This window comes from Citrobacter braakii (assembly GCF_009648935.1).
GTDB classification, from domain to species: Bacteria; Pseudomonadota; Gammaproteobacteria; order Enterobacterales; family Enterobacteriaceae; genus Citrobacter; species Citrobacter braakii.
In genome coordinates, this window is sequence record NZ_CP045771.1 from 702,453 (window position 1) to 721,940 (window position 19,488).

The following is a 19,488-nucleotide window of genomic DNA, read 5'->3' on the forward strand; positions in this document are numbered from 1 at the left end:
CGCTGACAAGTCGACCCATCTGTCCGACGAAGGGACAGTTTGTGCAACACTATTTTGTTGACCGGAAAATCGAATACTTTCCGCAATGCCTGTTGCTATCACGCTTAAACCATTTCATTGCGATTTACACAGAACTGACGTTCTGTCGCAGTATATTAAGACGTCGATAGAAACAAGCATTGAAAGGCACAGCAGTAGTCAAACAGTGTGAAATGCTACTGGCGCCTTACAGCGCAAAAAGGCTGGTGACTAAAAAGTCACCAGCCATCAGCCTAATTTCTTAGGCTGCAACCAGAAAAGTTGGCTTATTTAACTTCAACTTCAGCGCCAGCTTCTTCCAGAGATTTTTTCAGTGCTTCTGCGTCGTCTTTGCTCACGCCTTCTTTCAGCGCAGCCGGTGCAGATTCTACCAGGTCTTTAGCTTCTTTCAGACCCAGGCCAGTTGCGCCACGTACTGCTTTGATAACAGCAACTTTGTTAGCGCCAGCAGCTTTCAGAATTACGTCGAATTCAGTTTTTTCTTCAGCAGCTTCAGCCGGGCCAGCAGCTACAGCTACAGCAGCAGCAGCAGAAACACCGAATTTTTCTTCCATTGCAGAAATCAGTTCTACAACGTCCATTACGGACATAGCGGATACTGCTTCAATGATTTGATCTTTAGTGATAGACATTTAAATTGTTCCTGAAAATCAGAATAAGTTTATACGTAAGCAGATGCTTTACAAAGATAACTGCGATTAAGCAGCTTCTTTCGCATCGCGTACAGCAGCCAGAGTACGAACCAGTTTGCCAGCCGAAGCTTCTTTCATGGTTGCCATCAGGCGTGCAATTGCTTCTTCGTAGGTCGGCAGAGTTGCCAGGCGATCGATATTCGATGCCGTAATCAACTCACCTTCAAAGGCTGCGGCTTTGACCTCAAATTTTGCATTCGCTTTCGCGAACTCTTTGAACAGACGAGCAGCAGCGCCCGGGTGTTCCATAGAGTATGCAATCAGGGTCGGACCAACAAACGTGTCTTTCAGGCACTCGAACTGAGTACCTTCAACGACGCGGCGCAGCAGGGTGTTACGAACAACACGCATGTATACGCCAGCTTCACGACCTGCTTTACGCAGTTCAGTCATTTTATCTACAGTTACGCCACGGGAATCCGCAACTACTGCAGACAGCGCGCCTTTGGCTACTTCGCTGACTTCAGCAACAATCGCTTGTTTGTCTTGAAGATTTAAAGCCATTAGCTTTGCTCCTGGATGTTTGCCGGAACTCATGTTCCGGAACTCACTTCACTCCCCCCAACGGAGAGAGCGTCTAAATACGGTGAGCAGAAACAAGCCAGAGTATCAGAAATAATCTTAGCGTTCTGTCACCGTCTACGCAGGGCATTAAGTTTCTTACGAAACACCTGCGGTCTTCGACGGAGGCCTGGATTAGGCCAGGCTCCAACGAACAAATCTTTTCTATCTGTCGCTATTCAATCTGTAGTGGCGTTGACCGCCTTGCCACAGCCTGAATATCTCAGATATACGTCTGCAATTAGCAGAATACGTGGGGGTAAGATTGTAGACAAAATCACCGCCCACGTAAAGGCGAATATTAGTTCGCCACAGTCGCAGTCAGACCGGACTGATCAACGGCAACGCCAGCACCCATGGTGGTGGAGATGCTAACTTTCTTGATGTACACGCCTTTTGCCTGAGTCGGTTTTGCTTTTTTCAGCGCAACCAGCAGAGCTTCCAGGTTTTCTTTCAGTTTGTCAGCGTCAAAATCCACTTTACCGATGGTGGTGTGGATGATGCCGTTTTTGTCGTTACGGTAACGAACCTGACCAGCTTTAGCATTCTTAACAGCTTCAGCAACGTTAGGAGTTACAGTACCAACTTTCGGGTTTGGCATCAGGCCGCGCGGACCCAGAACCTGACCCAGCTGGCCAACAACGCGCATTGCATCCGGGGAAGCAATAACAACGTCAAAGTTCATTTCGCCTTTCTTGATCTGTTCAGCCAGATCTTCCATACCTACCAGCTCAGCGCCTGCAGCTTTAGCAGCTTCAGCGTTTGCACCCTGGGTAAATACGGCTACGCGAACGGAACGGCCAGTACCGTGCGGCAGTACAGTTGCACCACGTACGTTCTGGTCAGATTTACGAGCATCGATGCCGAGGTTAACAGCAACGTCCACGCTTTCTACGAATTTAGCAGTGGCCAGCTCTTTCAGCAGAGCGATAGCTTCGTTGATGTCGTACTGCTTAGTAGCATCAACTTTGTCACGGATCACGGACATGCGCTTGGTCAGTTTAGCCATTTCTTAGTCCTCCACTACCAGGCCCATGGAACGTGCAGTACCTTCAATGGAGCGAGTCATCGCTTCAATGTCGGAACCAGTCATGTCGGCAGCTTTGGTCTGCGCGATTTCCTGCAGCTGAGCGCGGGAAATTTTACCCACTTTGTCTTTGTTCGGCTTGCCGGAACCAGACTTGATACCAGCCGCTTTCTTCAGCAGAACTGCTGCCGGAGGCGTTTTGGTAACGAAAGTGAAAGAACGGTCAGCGTAAACGGTGATAACAACCGGGATTGGCAGACCTTTTTCCATGGAATCAGTTTTAGCGTTGAACGCTTTGCAGAATTCCATGATGTTCACGCCTTGTTGACCCAGTGCAGGACCTACCGGCGGACTCGGGTTAGCCATACCAGCTGCAACCTGCAGCTTGACATAGGCTTGGACTTTCTTAGCCATTCTAAATTCCTCTAGTTGGGTTATAACGCCTCAAGGAGGCTCCCCGTGATTAAATTCGTTTTACGGATAGGATCCATAAAAACAAAAGGCGCGAAATTGTATTCCAATCTCGCGCCTTGTGCAACGATTAAATCGTCGCTTTTTTGATCGGGGTGTTAGGCTTTTTCAACCTGAGCGAAGTCCAGTTCAACCGGAGTCGCACGACCGAAGATAGATACGGAAACTTTCAGACGAGACTTCTCGTAGTCCACTTCTTCAACCACGCCGTTAAAGTCAGCGAACGGACCGTCGCTAACGCGAACCATTTCACCTGGCTCAAACATCGTTTTCGGACGCGGCTTGTCGCCAACCTGCTGCAGACGGTTCATGATCGCATCAACTTCTTTGTCGCTGATCGGCGCCGGACGGTCAGATGTACCGCCGATAAAGCCCATCACACGCGGCACGCTGCGCACCAGGTGCCAGCTTGCGTCATTCATCACCATCTGGACCAATACATAGCCCGGGAAGAATTTACGTTCGCTCTTGCGACGCTGGCCGCCACGGATTTCGACCACTTCTTCGGTCGGCACCATGACTTCGCCAAACAACTCTTCCATATTTTGTAACTTGATATATTCGCGCAGCGATGTAGCTACGCGGCCTTCAAAACCGGAAAACGCCTGAACGACGTACCAGCGCTTTTTAGGGGCTTCAGACATCTTAGAACCTCAGGCCAGTGATAAAGGATACCAGGCGAACCAGAATACCATCCAGTCCCCACAGGATCAGTGACATTACTGCGGTAACCGCAGCCACAATTAATGTGGTGTGCAATGTTTCCTGGCGAGTTGGCCAAATGACCTTACGGACTTCGGTTCTCGCTTCACGGGCAAAAGCAACGGTCGCTTTACCTTTTGTTGTCAACAGCGCGACACCACCCGCTGCGGCAATCAGAATCACTACGGCCAGCGCACGCAGCGGCAGCATCATGTCACGATAGAGGTAGTTGCCAACGATAGCTACAAGCAGCAATACAGCGACAACAACCCACTTCATCGCTTCCAGGCCGCGCCCGCTTCCTTGAGCTTCGGTATTCGCACTCATAAACCAACCTGTCAGAAGTATTCTACAAACATTTTCACCCCGCGTAAGCGAGGCGATCCAAACCGAAATGCTCTGGTGCGTTTCGGACTAAACGCCCTCTTCAGAGCCTGTCTCAGCAATGATTATGACAAATAAAATCACTGATGAGCCAGGTTCTGGTGTGAAAGCGTGCAAAAAGGGCATCAAATGATGCCCTTTTATTGCGCATTGCGTCAAATGTTATTCGGCAATTAGCTCATTACTTTAGCAACAACGCCCGCACCAACAGTACGGCCGCCTTCACGGATTGCGAAACGCAGACCGTCGTCCATCGCGATTGGGTGGATCAGGGTAACAACCATTTTGATGTTGTCGCCCGGCATTACCATCTCAACGCCTTCCGGCAGTTCGATGGTACCAGTCACGTCAGTAGTACGGAAGTAGAACTGCGGACGGTAGCCTTTGAAGAACGGAGTATGACGGCCGCCTTCGTCTTTGGACAGAATGTACACTTCAGATTCGAACTTGGTGTGCGGCTTGATAGAGCCCGGCTTAGCCAGGACCTGACCACGTTCGATTTCTTCACGTTTGATACCACGCAGCAGAACACCAACGTTCTCACCAGCACGGCCTTCGTCCAGCAGTTTGCGGAACATTTCAACGCCAGTACAGGTAGACTTAGCAGTCTCTTTGATACCAACGATTTCAACTTCTTCACCAACTTTGATGATACCGCGCTCTACACGACCGGTAACAACGGTACCACGACCGGAGATGGAGAATACGTCTTCGATAGGCAGCAGGAACGGCTTGTCAATCGCACGCTCTGGTTCCGGGATGTAAGAATCCAGGAAGCCAGCCAATTCGATGATTTTCGCTTCCCACTCTGCTTCGCCTTCCAGCGCTTTCAGAGCAGAACCACGAACGATCGGAGTGTCGTCGCCCGGGAAATCGTACTGAGACAGAAGTTCACGAACTTCCATTTCTACCAGTTCCAGCAGCTCTTCGTCATCAACCATGTCGCATTTGTTCAGGAACACGATGATGTACGGAACGCCTACCTGACGACCCAGCAGGATGTGCTCACGAGTCTGCGGCATCGGGCCGTCAGTCGCAGCAACAACCAGGATCGCGCCGTCCATCTGCGCAGCACCGGTGATCATGTTTTTAACATAGTCGGCGTGGCCCGGGCAGTCTACGTGTGCGTAGTGGCGAGTCGGGGTGTCATATTCAACGTGAGAAGTGTTGATGGTGATACCACGAGCTTTTTCTTCCGGCGCGTTATCGATCTGGTCGAATGCACGAGCAGCACCGCCGTAGGTTTTAGCCAGTACGGTAGTGATTGCAGCGGTCAGCGTTGTTTTACCATGGTCAACGTGGCCGATAGTACCGACGTTAACGTGCGGTTTTGTACGTTCAAATTTTTCTTTAGACATCGATTGTCCCTCTAAGACACGGATAAATCGGTGATATCACCACATCAACCAGGCCATATGCCTGAGCTGTTGAATGCTTTTAAAAGTAAACAGAGAGAAACGGGAAGGAGAAGTGAAGTGGTGCTGATACCCAGAGTCGAACTGGGGACCTCACCCTTACCAAGGGTGCGCTCTACCAACTGAGCCATATCAGCACGTCTGGAGCGGGCAGCGGGAATCGAACCCGCATCATCAGCTTGGAAGGCTGAGGTAATAGCCATTATACGATGCCCGCATCCTGAAACTCGGCTACCCAGTTCTTTCTGTAATAAAAAAGAGATTCCTCTCTTTTTTATTCGAGCTGATTAATTTTTTAACCAACTCAGGCGGCGATAACGCTGCCAGAAAGTGGTGGTGGGGGAAGGATTCGAACCTTCGAAGTCTGTGACGGCAGATTTACAGTCTGCTCCCTTTGGCCGCTCGGGAACCCCACCGGACTTGATGGTGCCGACTACCGGAATCGAACTGGTGACCTACTGATTACAAGTCAGTTGCTCTACCTACTGAGCTAAGTCGGCATCAAGTAGCGCGCATTTTATGGAGACATGCGCACTCATGCAACTAAAAAATTGCATAAAATGTTCTATCGCTCACATTTTGCGCTATACGACCGATAAATAATCTATTTCTTCTTCGGATTGAACAAATTTCCAACTTCAGCCGCGCTCCCTGAAGGCATTTTGCTCCAGCATGCCGTTATCAATAGAGAGAAAGTGCATCTTTATACATCTGGAATAGCCGTCACATTGCGTTTCAGGGGACGATTTTTTCTTATTATTCCCTCCCATCTGGTGTTACCCTCCTGCCCATTGTCCAAATTAACTGAAATGTGCGTGCCATTGCGTACCGGGGATGATTTCGTTTTTTACCGCAGACCTGATATAGCAATGACAGCCAGACCATGCGTATGAGTATAAAAGAGCAAGCGTTAACGTCGCCTTACCTACAGTTTGATCGCAACCAGTGGGCTGCGCTTCGTGATTCCGTGCCGATGACTCTGACCGAGGAAGAGATTGCTCGTCTGAAAGGCATTAACGAAGACTTATCGCTGGAAGAAGTTGCTGAGATTTATTTGCCATTATCGCGTTTGCTAAATTTTTACATCAGTTCGAACCTGCGGCGTCAGGCTGTGCTGGAGCAATTTTTAGGCACCAACGGCGAACGTATTCCTTATATTATTAGCATTGCTGGCAGCGTCGCCGTCGGCAAAAGTACGACTGCACGTGTGTTGCAAGCGTTGCTGAGTCGCTGGCCCGAGCATCGTAAGGTTGAGCTGATCACTACTGACGGTTTTCTTCATCCTAACCAGGTGTTGAAAGATCGTGGGCTCATGAAGAAGAAAGGCTTTCCTCAGTCCTATGATATGCACCGTCTGGTTAAATTCGTTTCCGATCTAAAGTCTGGCGTCCCCAACGTTACGGCACCGGTCTATTCTCATCTGATTTATGATGTGATCCCTGATGGCGACAAAACCGTTGCCCAGCCCGATATATTAATCCTCGAAGGGCTCAATGTATTACAAAGCGGGATGGACTATCCTCACGATCCACATCATGTATTTGTTTCTGACTTTGTCGATTTTTCTATTTATGTGGATGCGCCAGAAGAATTACTCCAGACGTGGTATATCAACCGCTTCCTGAAATTCCGCGAAGGGGCATTTACCAACCCAGACTCTTATTTCCATAACTATGCGAAATTGTCGGAAGACGAGGCAATCAACACGGCTACATCACTGTGGAAAGAAATCAACTGGTTGAATTTAAAACAAAATATTTTACCAACGCGTGAGCGAGCCAGCTTAATCATGACGAAAAGCGCCAATCATGCCGTTGAGCAAGTCAGATTACGAAAATAAAAAAATAAAGGGGAGCCATAGCTCCCCTTCTTATTATTCAGCGCTTCTAAGCGATATTTCCCCACCCATCCAGGGTTTTATCACGCCATTTTGTTCGAGTAGTAATGCACCTTGCGCATCTATTCCACGAGATACGCCAAATATTTCTTTATCACCAATAATGAGTTTAACTGGACGGTCGATAAAGTTATCCAGCGCCCTCCAGCGGGACAAATACGGCGCCAGGCCCTCATGCTCAAACAGTATCAGGGCAGCGCGCAACTCGCGGATCAGTCGGGCAGCCAGAGTATTGCGGTCAATGGTAATGCCCGCTTCCTGCAGATTAATCCAGCCTTGATTAACCACATTCTCCTCAACCCGACGCATGGACATGTTTATACCCGCCCCAATAACAATCTGTGCGGCATCGCCCGTTTTTCCGGTGAGTTCAACCAGGATCCCTGCCAGTTTACGGTCGAGCAAATAGAGGTCGTTCGGCCATTTAACACGCACTTTATCCGCGCCCAGATCGCGTAAAACCTCAGCCATGACAATACCAATCACCAGGCTCAGGCCAATCGCGGCTGCCGGTCCTTGTTCCAGTCGCCAGAACATTGAAAGGTACAAATTGGCGCCAAAGGGAGAGAACCATTTACGTCCACGACGACCACGACCGGCCTGCTGATACTCAGCGACGCAGGCATCCCCTGACTCCAGTTGACCAATTCGATCCATCAGGTACTGATTGGTAGAGTCGATAACTGGCAGGACCGTTATATTTCCGCCATCCATCTGAGAATAAATAAGTGATGAATCTAATAGCTGGATAGGTTCAGGTAAGCTGTATCCTTTACCAGGGACAGTAAATACATCAACACCCCAGTCACGTAGCGTCTGGACATGTTTATTGATTGCCGCACGGCTCATTCCCAGCTTTTCACCGAGTTGCTCACCAGAGTGAAATTCGCCATCGGCTAATAATGAAATAAGCGTCAGGGGGACGGTATTATCCTTCATGCAACGATCTCCACGGCATTCACTTCACCCAGTGGGCCAATAAACCGGACTTCCGGTTCAAGCCAAACATTGAATTTCTCACCGACTTTTTGGCGTACGTGATGCGCCAGTTGCACCACATCCTGACTCGTAGCATGGCCTGCATTGATCAGCACCAGTGCCTGCTGCTGATGTACCGCTGCGCCACCAATGCGCATGCCTTTTAGCTGACATTGATCGATAAGCCAGCCAGCAGCCAGTTTCACAGAGCCATCAGCCTGCGGGTAATGAGGTGCAGTCGGGAATTTCGCCAGGAGCTCCTGCGCAATGTCCGCGGTGACAACCGGGTTTTTAAAGAAGCTCCCCGCATTACCGTTTACTTTTGGATCGGGCAGTTTTGTGGTGCGCATATGGCAAACAGAATCAAAAACCTGCCGAGGCGTTACCGTGGCAGGATCAAGACGCGTCAGGTCACCGTAAGTGAGAACGGGTTGCCACTGTTTAGGTAAACGCAGACCAACAGCAACAATCGCAAAACGATCCTGGTACTCATGTTTGAAGATACTGTCACGGTAACCAAATCGGCATTCTGCGGCGCTGACACGCAGATGTTTGCCGGTCGAAAGCTCTACGCAGTCCACGTATTCACAGACGCGCCGCAGTTCTACGCCATAGGCACCAATATTCTGGATTGGCGATGAACCCACGCAGCCGGGGATCAGCGCCAGATTTTCCAGCCCGGGCATGCTTTGCTGCAGCGTATGCTCTACCAGATGATGCCAGTTTTCACCCGCGCCTACGTGCAAATGCCACGCATCAGGTTGTTCTGTAATCGCTATTCCCTTGATACGGTTGACGATCACCGTTCCATGGAAGGCATCAAGAAACAGGACGTTACTCCCTTCGCCCAGGATTAGCACTGGATGATGTGATGCATTGGCTGATTGCCAGGCATTTAGTAGTTGTTGCTCATTTTCGACACAGACAAGCACATTAGCGTGTTGATCGATACCGAAGGTGTTCCAGGCTTTAAGGGAGTGATTCATAGACGCTTTCCTGATGCAAAATCGCGCTTAGTTTACCGTATATGCAGCAGGATGGCTTGTGTTATGGAAGCTTAGGAGCAACCGATGAGGCTGCAATCACAGTCAGAATAAGGTTTACAGGCCCCGTATCCGGTAATAACAGACGCCGGCCGGATAAGGCGGGAGGCCACCTCCGGCAGTTTTCACTCCCTGCAGACGCAAAAAAGCCCATCCGGCAGGATGGGCTTCTTCACTTATTTGATGCCTGGCAGTTCCCTACTCTCGCATGGGGAGACCCCACACTACCATCGGCGCTACGGCGTTTCACTTCTGAGTTCGGCATGGGGTCAGGTGGGACCACCGCGCTACAGCCGCCAGGCAAATTCTGTCTATCAACACACCTCTCAGGTCTGTCGATGTAATCTGTAATCAAGCTGAATTTCGATGTCTCATCCGCCAAAACATCTTCGGCGTTGTAAGGTTAAGCCTCACGGTTCATTAGTATCGGTTAGCTCAACGTATCGCTACGCTTACACACCCGACCTATCAACGTCGTCGTCTTCAACGTTCCTTCAGGACCCTTAAAGGGTCAGGGAGAACTCATCTCGGGGCAAGTTTCGTGCTTAGATGCTTTCAGCACTTATCTCTTCCGCATTTAGCTACCGGGCAATGCCATTGGCATGACAACCCGAACACCAGTGATGCGTCCACTCCGGTCCTCTCGTACTAGGAGCAGCCCCCCTCAATTCTCCAGCGCCCACGGCAGATAGGGACCGAACTGTCTCACGACGTTCTAAACCCAGCTCGCGTACCACTTTAAATGGCGAACAGCCATACCCTTGGGACCTACTTCAGCCCCAGGATGTGATGAGCCGACATCGAGGTGCCAAACACCGCCGTCGATATGAACTCTTGGGCGGTATCAGCCTGTTATCCCCGGAGTACCTTTTATCCGTTGAGCGATGGCCCTTCCATTCAGAACCACCGGATCACTAAGACCTGCTTTCGCACCTGCTCGAGCCGTCACTCTCGCAGTCAAGCTAGCTTATGCCTTTGCACTAACCTCCTGATGTCCGACCAGGATTAGCTAACCTTCGTGCTCCTCCGTTACTCTTTAGGAGGAGACCGCCCCAGTCAAACTACCCACCAGACACTGTCCGCAACCCGGATTACGGGTCTACGTTAGAACACCAGCCATTAAAGGGTGGTATTTCAAGGTTGGCTCCATGCAGACTGGCGTCCACACTTCAAAGCCTCCCACCTATCCTACACATCAAGGACCAGTGTTCAGTGTCAAGCTATAGTAAAGGTTCACGGGGTCTTTCCGTCTTGCCGCGGGTACACTGCATCTTCACAGCGAGTTCAATTTCACTGAGTCTCGGGTGGAGACAGCCTGGCCATCATTACGCCATTCGTGCAGGTCGGAACTTACCCGACAAGGAATTTCGCTACCTTAGGACCGTTATAGTTACGGCCGCCGTTTACCGGGGCTTCGATCAAGAGCTTCTCCTTACGGATAACCCCATCAATTAACCTTCCGGCACCGGGCAGGCGTCACACCGTATACGTCCACTTTCGTGTTTGCACAGTGCTGTGTTTTTAATAAACAGTTGCAGCCAGCTGGTATCTTCGACTGATTTCAGCTCCATGAGTAAATCACTTCACCTACATATCAGCGTGCCTTCTCCCGAAGTTACGGCACCATTTTGCCTAGTTCCTTCACCCGAGTTCTCTCAAGCGCCTTGGTATTCTCTACCTGACCACCTGTGTCGGTTTGGGGTACGATTTTGTGTTACCTGATGCTTAGAGGCTTTTCCTGGAAGCAGGGCATTTGTTACTTCAGCACCGTAGTGCCTCGTCATCACACCTCAGCGTTAACAAGACTCCGGATTTACCTGGAATCTCCGCCTACATGCTTAAACCGGGACAACCGTCGCCCGGCTAACATAGCCTTCTCCGTCCCCCCCTCGCAGTAACACCAAGTACAGGAATATTAACCTGTTTCCCATCGACTACGCCTTTCGGCCTCGCCTTAGGGGTCGACTCACCCTGCCCCGATTAACGTTGGACAGGAACCCTTGGTCTTCCGGCGTGCGGGTTTTTCACCCGCATTATCGTTACTTATGTCAGCATTCGCACTTCTGATACCTCCAGCATGCCTCACAGCACACCTTCAACGGCTTACAGAACGCTCCCCTACCCAACAACACATAGTGTCGCTGCCGCAGCTTCGGTGCATGGTTTAGCCCCGTTACATCTTCCGCGCAGGCCGACTCGACCAGTGAGCTATTACGCTTTCTTTAAATGATGGCTGCTTCTAAGCCAACATCCTGGCTGTCTGTGCCTTCCCACATCGTTTCCCACTTAACCATGACTTTGGGACCTTAGCTGGCGGTCTGGGTTGTTTCCCTCTTCACGACGGACGTTAGCACCCGCCGTGTGTCTCCCGTGATAACATTCTTCGGTATTCGCAGTTTGCATCGGGTTGGTAAGTCGGGATGACCCCCTAGCCGAAACAGTGCTCTACCCCCGAAGATGAGTTCACGAGGCGCTACCTAAATAGCTTTCGGGGAGAACCAGCTATCTCCCGGTTTGATTGGCCTTTCACCCCCAGCCACAAGTCATCCGCTAATTTTTCAACATTAGTCGGTTCGGTCCTCCAGTTAGTGTTACCCAACCTTCAACCTGCCCATGGCTAGATCACCGGGTTTCGGGTCTATACCCTGCAACTTAACGCCCAGTTAAGACTCGGTTTCCCTTCGGCTCCCCTATTCGGTTAACCTTGCTACAGAATATAAGTCGCTGACCCATTATACAAAAGGTACGCAGTCACCCCATAAAGAGGCTCCCACTGCTTGTACGTACACGGTTTCAGGTTCTTTTTCACTCCCCTCGCCGGGGTTCTTTTCGCCTTTCCCTCACGGTACTGGTTCACTATCGGTCAGTCAGGAGTATTTAGCCTTGGAGGATGGTCCCCCCATATTCAGACAGGATACCACGTGTCCCGCCCTACTCTTCGAGTTCACAACACATGCACTTTTGTGTACGGGACTATCACCCTGTACCGTCGGACTTTCCAGACCGTTCCACTACCACACATGCTGATTCAGACTCTGGGCTGCTCCCCGTTCGCTCGCCGCTACTGGGGGAATCTCGGTTGATTTCTTTTCCTCGGGGTACTTAGATGTTTCAGTTCCCCCGGTTCGCTTCATTACGCTATGTATTCACGCAATGATAGTGTGACGAATCACACTGGGTTTCCCCATTCGGAAATCGCCGGTTATAACGGTTCATATCACCTTACCGACGCTTATCGCAGATTAGCACGTCCTTCATCGCCTCTGACTGCCAGGGCATCCACCGTGTACGCTTAGTCGCTTAACCTCACAACCCGAAGATGTTTCGTAAAACACTTCAGTGTTGCAAAAATTTGAGAGACTCGGACACACCGCTTTTCATTTCTTGTTTACGGAGAAATGAAACAGTGTGTCGTTTCAATTTTCAGCTTGATCCAGATTTTTAAAGAGCAAAACTTCGCAGTGAACCTTTTCAGGTACACTCTGAAGTTTTCTTGTGTTTTTGCAGTAAAGGATGGTGGAGCTATGCGGGATCGAACCGCAGACCTCCTGCGTGCAAGGCAGGCGCTCTCCCAGCTGAGCTATAACCCCATCGTAAATGCTAATCTCTGTACCCTAATTCGTTTCCGGGCAAGGCGCGGTGGTGCGAAGCATACTGAAGTATGCGAGCATCGCCGTAACACAGCACGGAGGCGAATTTGGTAGGCCTGAGTGGACTTGAACCACCGACCTCACCCTTATCAGGGGTGCGCTCTAACCACCTGAGCTACAAGCCTGCAGAGATTTTCTTACTGCTAATTTTCATCAGACAATCTGTGTGAGCACTACAAAGAACGTTTCTTTAAGGTAAGGAGGTGATCCAACCGCAGGTTCCCCTACGGTTACCTTGTTACGACTTCACCCCAGTCATGAATCACAAAGTGGTAAGCGCCCTCCCGAAGGTTAAGCTACCTACTTCTTTTGCAACCCACTCCCATGGTGTGACGGGCGGTGTGTACAAGGCCCGGGAACGTATTCACCGTGGCATTCTGATCCACGATTACTAGCGATTCCGACTTCATGGAGTCGAGTTGCAGACTCCAATCCGGACTACGACATACTTTATGAGGTCCGCTTGCTCTCGCGAGGTCGCTTCTCTTTGTATATGCCATTGTAGCACGTGTGTAGCCCTACTCGTAAGGGCCATGATGACTTGACGTCATCCCCACCTTCCTCCAGTTTATCACTGGCAGTCTCCTTTGAGTTCCCGGCCGAACCGCTGGCAACAAAGGATAAGGGTTGCGCTCGTTGCGGGACTTAACCCAACATTTCACAACACGAGCTGACGACAGCCATGCAGCACCTGTCTCAGAGTTCCCGAAGGCACCAAAGCATCTCTGCTAAGTTCTCTGGATGTCAAGAGTAGGTAAGGTTCTTCGCGTTGCATCGAATTAAACCACATGCTCCACCGCTTGTGCGGGCCCCCGTCAATTCATTTGAGTTTTAACCTTGCGGCCGTACTCCCCAGGCGGTCGACTTAACGCGTTAGCTCCGGAAGCCACGCCTCAAGGGCACAACCTCCAAGTCGACATCGTTTACGGCGTGGACTACCAGGGTATCTAATCCTGTTTGCTCCCCACGCTTTCGCACCTGAGCGTCAGTCTTTGTCCAGGGGGCCGCCTTCGCCACCGGTATTCCTCCAGATCTCTACGCATTTCACCGCTACACCTGGAATTCTACCCCCCTCTACAAGACTCTAGCCTGCCAGTTTCGGATGCAGTTCCCAGGTTGAGCCCGGGGATTTCACATCCGACTTGACAGACCGCCTGCGTGCGCTTTACGCCCAGTAATTCCGATTAACGCTTGCACCCTCCGTATTACCGCGGCTGCTGGCACGGAGTTAGCCGGTGCTTCTTCTGCGAGTAACGTCAATTGCTGTAGTTATTAACCACAACACCTTCCTCCTCGCTGAAAGTACTTTACAACCCGAAGGCCTTCTTCATACACGCGGCATGGCTGCATCAGGCTTGCGCCCATTGTGCAATATTCCCCACTGCTGCCTCCCGTAGGAGTCTGGACCGTGTCTCAGTTCCAGTGTGGCTGGTCATCCTCTCAGACCAGCTAGGGATCGTCGCCTAGGTGAGCCGTTACCCCACCTACTAGCTAATCCCATCTGGGCACATCCGATGGCAAGAGGCCCGAAGGTCCCCCTCTTTGGTCTTGCGACGTTATGCGGTATTAGCTACCGTTTCCAGTAGTTATCCCCCTCCATCGGGCAGTTTCCCAGACATTACTCACCCGTCCGCCACTCGTCACCCAAGGAGCAAGCTCCTCTGTGCTACCGTTCGACTTGCATGTGTTAGGCCTGCCGCCAGCGTTCAATCTGAGCCATGATCAAACTCTTCAATTTAAGTTTGATGCTCGTGAATTAAACTTCGTAATGAATTACGTGTTCACTCAGAGACTTGGTATTCATTTTTCGTCTTGCGACGTTAAGAATCCGTATCTTCGAGTGCCCACACAGATTGTCTGATAAATTGTTAAAGAGCAGTTGCGACGCGCTTTAGCGCTCTGTCGCGAGGTCCCGTATATTACGTCTTCCTCATTCAGAGTCAAGCATTTAATTTTGCTTTTCTCTGCGAGATTCGCAGTGGAACCCCGCTGACCCGGCGGTTTGTAATCCGTTGTTCCGTGTCAGTGGAGGCGCATTATAGGGAGTTATTTCAGGCTGACAAGGGGAAATTTAAAATAATCTTCCGAGTGCCTATTTTTCCACCAGAACAGCCTAAACAGCCAGTTTTTCGAGCGTCTTAAAGCCATAACGCTGCAGCACGGGCAATAATTGTTCGGCTTCTGCCGTCATTGCCATGCAGAATGCGACATTCTCATCAGTTGATTTCGCATCTGGCGCTTCATGTTCTAATAACCAGGCCGTACGACGCGCAATCGCGGCACCAGAATCCACCAGCCGCGTCCCCTCGGGCAGGACCTGTAAAAGTTCTTCCCGTAATAGAGGGAAATGGGTGCATCCGAGCACCACCGTGTCAGGTGGTTCCGACATCCGCAGCCAAGGGCGCAGGACACGACGCAGTTCTTCCAGAGAAACGGTTTCACCATGCAGCTTCGCTTCCGCCAGTTCCACCAGCTCAGCGGAACCCAGCATCGCTATCTGACATTCGTTAGCAAACCGTGCAATCAACTCATGGGTATATGAACGCTTCACCGTTGCACGCGTAGCCAGCAGTCCCACCACACCATTCGCCGTGAGTCGCGCCGCCGGTTTAATGGCAGGCACCACGCCCACAACCGGAAAGGCAAATTTCTCACGTAATGCAGGGAGCGATACCGTGCTTGCTGTATTACACGCGATGACCGCAAGAGAGAGGGGATAGCGCTGCTGGACCGCAGTCACAATCTCAACAACACGTTCGACGATAAACTCCTCGCTCTTCTCTCCATAAGGAAAGGCGACGTTGTCGAAAGCGTATATATAGTGGAGATCCGGCAGAAGACGCCGGATCTCGTCATAGACCGACAACCCACCGACGCCGGAATCAAACACCAGCACAGTGGGGCGCGGATCAGAAAGTGTAGCTGCCAGACAAGGTGTATTCCCGTCCTGCAGTTGCGTAGCCATAAACTGTCTCGTAATCTTTATCGAACAGGTTGGCGATTTTACCACGAACTGTCAGCTGTGAGGTGATTGGATATGACACGCCAAGATCCCACAGGCTAACCCCACCCATTTTTACTGGCTGGTAGGTTACGTAGTCAGTGTCATAACGCGTTCCCAGGTAATGATACGTCAGGCCCCAGTCAAAATCATAAACCTGCCAGTCGAGCTGGTACTTCACCTGGTTTTTAGAACGGCGTGCGAGCGGCTTGTCCGTAATCGCATTGCGCGAATCGACATAATCGTAGCTCAGCGTATGTGCCAACGGCCCGGTATCAAAGTTTGCGGTCGCTTCCACACCTTTAATACGAACTTTACCTTCGTTAAAGTATTTCTCGGTATGCGGGTCGTAATCGATCATGTCGTCAATATCATTACGATATCCGGATACACGCCAGTTCACGCCCGCCGTTAAGCCTTCAAACGCCCCTTCCCATTGCTTACTTTGTTCAGGATCCAGGTTCGAATTACCGTAATAACCATGCAACTGTCCGAGATTAGGCGCTTTGTAAGATGTACCGTAGGACGCAATAAAGCGATAGCCTTCAATAAACTCCCATCCGGCGCTGGTCTGCCATGTGCCATGACGGCCAAACTCGGAGTTATCATCACTGCGCGCCGCACCTTCAAAGGTAAAGTCGCCCAGTTGCTGCAACCCGGTCAGGTAGAGACCCGTATTACGCTGATCGTAACCGTCCGTGACATACCCGGTGCCAGGCGTCGTGGTTTGCTTTTGCCAGTCAACACCTGCGCCTACGTTACCGTGACCAAGCACCATACTGTTGGACCACTGAACATTATATTGCTTCATATCATCCAGTGTGGCCGAGGAGTCATAGCGGCCATAATCCGGATCATAGTTGTAATCTTTACTATGGCTATAGCTGGAAACCAGTTGCGACTGGATAAGCTCGCCATTAAAGCGCAGCCCGGCATCCCAGCTTTGGCTATAGAGCTGACGGGTATCCACTAACGGCGTCCCAGGATAATAATACGCGTCATAATCTGTTCGGTTATCATAGCCGTAGCCGCGAACAAACCCGCTCCATGTATCGGAAAAGTTATGTTCCAGCGCGCCATACAGCGTCTTACTTAAGAAACCGTCTTTGTCGGGCTGAGCCTGAGAGCCAGTGCTACCGTATGCGACAACATCAAAACCTTTGGTATAGGCATAATCGCCCATTAATGTGACGCGCGTATTTTCGCCAAGCTGTTGTTGGGTTGAGACATCATAATTCTGATACCCATTGCTCCCCACACCGGCAGTGAGTTCCGTCCCCGGCTTTTCACGCGTGGTAATGATATTCACCACACCGCCAATCGCATCAGAACCATAAACCGCCGAACGCGGCCCACGAATGTATTCGATACGTTGCACTAACGAGACTGGGAACTGGCTAAGATCGGCTGCGCCGCTAACCCCTGCCAGGTTCAGACGCACGCCGTCAATCAACACCAGCACATGGCTGGCATTGGTGCCGCGGATAGAAATAGACGAATTTTGTCCCATACCACCGTATTGGGCGATATCCACGCCCGGCAGGCGGCGAAGCACATCATTGACGGAAGTGGATTGCCAGCGATCGATATCCTGACGCGTAACAACGGTGATAGGGGCAAGTACAGCGCTACGAGGCTGCTGAAAACGGTTGGCAGTGACGACGAGAGTATCTGGGCTAGTGTCCTGCGCCCAACCCGAAAATGCTGTGACGGACAGCGCCGTGCACAGCAACGATTTTTTAATCATTGTAAAGCATCCACAATATAAGAAGGATGCCGCAGGTCCCACCGATAGTACGCGATGATGAAAACCAGATGCGACGTTAGCCGGCAGGTCTTCGGGCTTGGAGGCAACTTAAAGAGATGATGACTTCCCACGGCAAGCCGCAGTGTCTGCACCAGGTGCGCTCATCTCCTACCTTCCTTACCGCTGCGCGTCAGCTCCAGATTCACACTGGATTCCCTTTTAACTCACTGGACCGGAAAACGGATGCTACAGTTTGTTACAACCTGGTGTCCAGACCGCGCATCACAATATCGGAAATCATCAATGACTGGACATCTGTTGAGCAATCCCTACAATCCCCGCGTACTTTTATTTTTCAGGACGCATCATGACCCCCGAACACCTTCCGACAGAACAGTACGACGCCCAGTTAGCTGAAAAAGTAGTGCGTCTGCAGAGCTTAATGACGCCATTTTATGCACAGGCTCCGGAAGTGTTTCGCTCGCCGGTCAGCCACTACCGTATGCGCGCGGAATTTCGTCTGTGGCATGACGGGGATGATCTGTACCACATCATGTTCGACAGCCAGACCAAAAGCCGTATCCGCGTCGACAGTTTCCCGGCGGCCAGCGAGCTTATCAACACGCTGATGACGGCAATGATCGACGGCGTTCGCAACAACCACGTCCTGCGCCACAAACTGTTCCAGATTGATTACCTCACTACCCTGAGCGATCAGGCGGTGGTATCGATGCTGTACCATAAAAAGCTGGATGATGAATGGCGTCAGGAAGCTGAAGCGCTGCGGGATGCGTTACGGGCGCAAAACCTGAACGTGCATCTGATTGGCCGGGCAACCAAAACCAAAATCGAGCTGGACCAGGATTACATTGACGAACGCTTGCCGGTTGCGGGTAAAGAGATTATCTACCGCCAGGTTGAGAACAGCTTCACCCAGCCGAATGCCGCCATGAATATTCAGATGCTGGAATGGGCGATTGATGTCACCAGGGGATCAAAAGGCGACCTGCTTGAGCTGTACTGCGGCAATGGCAATTTCTCGTTAGCCCTCGCACAAAACTTCAACCGCGTGCTGGCCACTGAAATCGCTAAACCGTCCGTGGCTGCTGCGCAATACAACATTGCGGCTAACCATATTGATAACGTACAAATTATCCGCATGGCGGCCGAAGAGTTTACTCAGGCGATGAACGGGGTTCGCGAGTTCAACCGTTTGCAGGGAATCGATCTGAAGAGTTACCAGTGTGAAACCATTTTCGTTGACCCACCGCGCAGCGGTCTGGACAGCGAAACAGAGAAAATGGTGCAGGCGTACCCGCGAATTCTGTACATCTCCTGTAACCCGGAGACATTGTGTAAGAACCTGGAAACGTTAAGCCAGACGCACAATGTTTCACGCCTGGCTCTGTTCGATCAGTTCCCGTATACGCACCATATGGAGTGCGGAGTATTACTGACCGCCAAGTAAATGATGTCCTGGCCGGGGGCGCTTCGCTTGCCCGGCCTACAAATATTACTCCACGATTTCCTGTCTACGGTTACGCACTTTAAAGCCGATCCAGAACACCAGAATCACCGACAGAACCGCCGGGAAGAAGTTAGAGCCAATATCCGGATATTCAGCGCGCACCACAGTGCTGTACAACAGAACGCCGAGAATAAAACAGGCGGCGGCCAGGCCCGGTAACCCCACAGGCATGGTGCGGTTTTGATAGCGTTGATGCAGACAATAAACCGTCAGCACCAGCGAAATAATTGGGAATACTGAGAATGGCACAATGGAGCTAAACAGCGCCGCAAATGTGCCATTGATCGATAAGCCAGCAACCAGCGCCAGCAGCAGCGTACCTTTATCTTGACCTGACTGTTTCATTGCTCGTC

Annotated in this window: 14 protein-coding genes, 6 tRNA genes, 3 rRNA genes, 1 pseudogene and 1 riboswitch; of the genes and pseudogenes, 3 read left to right on the plus strand and 21 right to left on the minus strand. The window is 51.0% G+C overall.

Translation table 11 applies throughout. The features are described 5' to 3' along the window. Window positions 1-305: 305 nt before the first annotated feature. The 11 genes from rplL to GFC06_RS03230 all read right to left on the minus strand — a co-directional run bounded on the left by rplL (window position 306) and on the right by GFC06_RS03230 (window position 5,791). On the minus strand, window positions 306-671 hold the full coding sequence (gene rplL, locus GFC06_RS03180; protein ID WP_000028882.1) for a 50S ribosomal protein L7/L12: 366 nt from the start codon (window positions 669-671) through the stop codon (window positions 306-308). 66 nt (window positions 672-737) lie between these two features. Then, window positions 738-1,235, minus strand: a complete 498-nt coding sequence (gene rplJ, locus GFC06_RS03185) for a 50S ribosomal protein L10 (RefSeq protein WP_005132895.1) — start codon at window positions 1,233-1,235, stop codon at window positions 738-740. 358 nt (window positions 1,236-1,593) lie between these two features. Next, entirely contained in the window at window positions 1,594-2,301 is a 708-nt protein-coding gene (rplA, locus tag GFC06_RS03190) for a 50S ribosomal protein L1 (protein ID WP_016155300.1), read from the minus strand. Window positions 2,302-2,304: 3 nt separating this feature from the next. Continuing rightward, on the minus strand, window positions 2,305-2,733 hold the full coding sequence (gene rplK / locus GFC06_RS03195) for a 50S ribosomal protein L11 (RefSeq protein ID WP_003033122.1): 429 nt from the start codon (window positions 2,731-2,733) through the stop codon (window positions 2,305-2,307). Between the two features lie 155 nt (window positions 2,734-2,888). Next, window positions 2,889-3,434, minus strand: a complete 546-nt coding sequence (gene nusG / locus GFC06_RS03200; RefSeq protein WP_003033125.1) for a transcription termination/antitermination protein NusG — start codon at window positions 3,432-3,434, stop codon at window positions 2,889-2,891. Window position 3,435: 1 nt separating this feature from the next. Next, window positions 3,436-3,819, minus strand: a complete 384-nt coding sequence (gene secE, locus GFC06_RS03205; protein ID WP_003033128.1) for a preprotein translocase subunit SecE — start codon at window positions 3,817-3,819, stop codon at window positions 3,436-3,438. Window positions 3,820-4,049: 230 nt separating this feature from the next. Beyond that, entirely contained in the window at window positions 4,050-5,234 is a 1,185-nt protein-coding gene (gene tuf, locus GFC06_RS03210) for an elongation factor Tu (protein ID WP_003031109.1), read from the minus strand. A gap of 118 nt (window positions 5,235-5,352) precedes the next feature. Next, window positions 5,353-5,428, minus strand: a tRNA-Thr gene (locus GFC06_RS03215). Window positions 5,429-5,433: 5 nt separating this feature from the next. Further along, window positions 5,434-5,508, minus strand: a tRNA-Gly gene (locus tag GFC06_RS03220). A gap of 114 nt (window positions 5,509-5,622) precedes the next feature. After that, window positions 5,623-5,707: transfer RNA gene (locus tag GFC06_RS03225), tRNA-Tyr, on the minus strand. A gap of 8 nt (window positions 5,708-5,715) precedes the next feature. Continuing rightward, window positions 5,716-5,791 (minus strand) — tRNA-Thr (locus GFC06_RS03230). A 19-nt stretch (window positions 5,792-5,810) separates the two neighbouring features. Between GFC06_RS03230 and GFC06_RS23310 the strand changes: the two are divergent. After that, window positions 5,811-5,891 (plus strand): annotated as a pseudogene (locus GFC06_RS23310) (hypothetical protein); the annotation flags it as partial. A 289-nt stretch (window positions 5,892-6,180) separates the two neighbouring features. Continuing rightward, the gene (coaA, locus tag GFC06_RS03235) at window positions 6,181-7,131 is read left to right on the plus strand and encodes a type I pantothenate kinase (protein WP_003031107.1); all 951 of its coding nucleotides are present in this window, start codon (window positions 6,181-6,183) and stop codon (window positions 7,129-7,131) included. 33 nt (window positions 7,132-7,164) lie between these two features. Here the strand turns inward: coaA and birA are convergent, their stop codons facing one another. The 9 genes from birA to btuB form a co-directional block, all read right to left on the minus strand. Next, complete coding sequence (gene birA / locus GFC06_RS03240; protein WP_153689831.1) at window positions 7,165-8,127, minus strand: bifunctional biotin--[acetyl-CoA-carboxylase] ligase/biotin operon repressor BirA; 963 nt, start codon at window positions 8,125-8,127, stop codon at window positions 7,165-7,167. Further along, window positions 8,124-9,152 carry a UDP-N-acetylmuramate dehydrogenase gene (murB, locus tag GFC06_RS03245; RefSeq protein WP_049282959.1) on the minus strand — a complete coding sequence of 343 codons (1,029 nt, stop codon included), beginning with the start codon at window positions 9,150-9,152 and terminating at the stop codon, window positions 8,124-8,126. Before murB ends, birA begins: the two co-directional genes overlap by 4 nt. A 242-nt stretch (window positions 9,153-9,394) precedes the next feature. Further along, window positions 9,395-9,510, minus strand: a 5S ribosomal RNA gene (rrf, locus tag GFC06_RS03250). 98 nt (window positions 9,511-9,608) lie between these two features. Then, window positions 9,609-12,515: ribosomal RNA gene (locus GFC06_RS03255) — 23S ribosomal RNA — on the minus strand. A gap of 208 nt (window positions 12,516-12,723) precedes the next feature. After that, a tRNA-Ala gene (locus GFC06_RS03260) sits at window positions 12,724-12,799 on the minus strand. A gap of 108 nt (window positions 12,800-12,907) precedes the next feature. Continuing rightward, window positions 12,908-12,984: transfer RNA gene (locus GFC06_RS03265), tRNA-Ile, on the minus strand. A 71-nt stretch (window positions 12,985-13,055) separates the two neighbouring features. Next, window positions 13,056-14,597: ribosomal RNA gene (locus GFC06_RS03270) — 16S ribosomal RNA — on the minus strand. The 16S, 23S and 5S rRNA genes sit together here with 2 tRNA genes alongside, the layout of an rRNA operon. A 375-nt stretch (window positions 14,598-14,972) precedes the next feature. Next, a complete protein-coding gene (gene murI, locus GFC06_RS03275) occupies window positions 14,973-15,824 on the minus strand; it encodes a glutamate racemase (protein ID WP_016157938.1) in 852 nt (283 codons plus the stop codon). Then, window positions 15,769-17,607, minus strand: a complete 1,839-nt coding sequence (gene btuB / locus GFC06_RS03280) for a TonB-dependent vitamin B12 receptor BtuB (RefSeq protein WP_047497611.1) — start codon at window positions 17,605-17,607, stop codon at window positions 15,769-15,771. The genes murI and btuB overlap by 56 nt, the downstream gene beginning before the upstream one ends. 65 nt (window positions 17,608-17,672) lie before the next feature. Next, window positions 17,673-17,859, minus strand: a riboswitch (cobalamin riboswitch). Between the two features lie 115 nt (window positions 17,860-17,974). On the opposite strand from btuB, the gene trmA reads away from it, so the two are divergent. Next, window positions 17,975-19,075 carry a tRNA (uridine(54)-C5)-methyltransferase TrmA gene (gene trmA / locus GFC06_RS03285; RefSeq protein ID WP_019077891.1) on the plus strand — a complete coding sequence of 367 codons (1,101 nt, stop codon included), beginning with the start codon at window positions 17,975-17,977 and terminating at the stop codon, window positions 19,073-19,075. Between the two features lie 45 nt (window positions 19,076-19,120). Here trmA and GFC06_RS03290 read toward each other — a convergent pair whose 3' ends face one another. Beyond that, window positions 19,121-19,480 (minus strand): YijD family membrane protein, encoded by a 360-nt coding sequence (locus tag GFC06_RS03290; protein WP_016155292.1) that lies wholly within the window; start codon window positions 19,478-19,480, stop codon window positions 19,121-19,123. Window positions 19,481-19,488 lie beyond the last annotated feature (8 nt).

Excerpts from the sequence above, each read along its gene's own strand:
- rplK (WP_003033122.1), bottom strand. The coding sequence starts at position 2,733 with ATGGCTAAGAAAGTCCAAGCCTATGTCAAGCTGCAGGTTGCAGCTGGT.
- rplL (WP_000028882.1), bottom strand. The coding sequence starts at position 671 with ATGTCTATCACTAAAGATCAAATCATTGAAGCAGTATCCGCTATGTCC.
- GFC06_RS03290 (WP_016155292.1), bottom strand. The coding sequence starts at position 19,480 with ATGAAACAGTCAGGTCAAGATAAAGGTACGCTGCTGCTGGCGCTGGTT.
- rplA (WP_016155300.1), bottom strand. The coding sequence starts at position 2,301 with ATGGCTAAACTGACCAAGCGCATGTCCGTGATCCGTGACAAAGTTGAT.
- rplJ (WP_005132895.1), bottom strand. The coding sequence starts at position 1,235 with ATGGCTTTAAATCTTCAAGACAAACAAGCGATTGTTGCTGAAGTCAGC.
- tuf (WP_003031109.1), bottom strand. The coding sequence starts at position 5,234 with ATGTCTAAAGAAAAATTTGAACGTACAAAACCGCACGTTAACGTCGGT.
- murI (WP_016157938.1), bottom strand. The coding sequence starts at position 15,824 with ATGGCTACGCAACTGCAGGACGGGAATACACCTTGTCTGGCAGCTACA.
- secE (WP_003033128.1), bottom strand. The coding sequence starts at position 3,819 with ATGAGTGCGAATACCGAAGCTCAAGGAAGCGGGCGCGGCCTGGAAGCG.
- murB (WP_049282959.1), bottom strand. The coding sequence starts at position 9,152 with ATGAATCACTCCCTTAAAGCCTGGAACACCTTCGGTATCGATCAACAC.
- coaA (WP_003031107.1), top strand. The coding sequence starts at position 6,181 with ATGAGTATAAAAGAGCAAGCGTTAACGTCGCCTTACCTACAGTTTGAT.
- nusG (WP_003033125.1), bottom strand. The coding sequence starts at position 3,434 with ATGTCTGAAGCCCCTAAAAAGCGCTGGTACGTCGTTCAGGCGTTTTCC.
- btuB (WP_047497611.1), bottom strand. The coding sequence starts at position 17,607 with ATGATTAAAAAATCGTTGCTGTGCACGGCGCTGTCCGTCACAGCATTT.
- trmA (WP_019077891.1), top strand. The coding sequence starts at position 17,975 with ATGACCCCCGAACACCTTCCGACAGAACAGTACGACGCCCAGTTAGCT.
- birA (WP_153689831.1), bottom strand. The coding sequence starts at position 8,127 with ATGAAGGATAATACCGTCCCCCTGACGCTTATTTCATTATTAGCCGAT.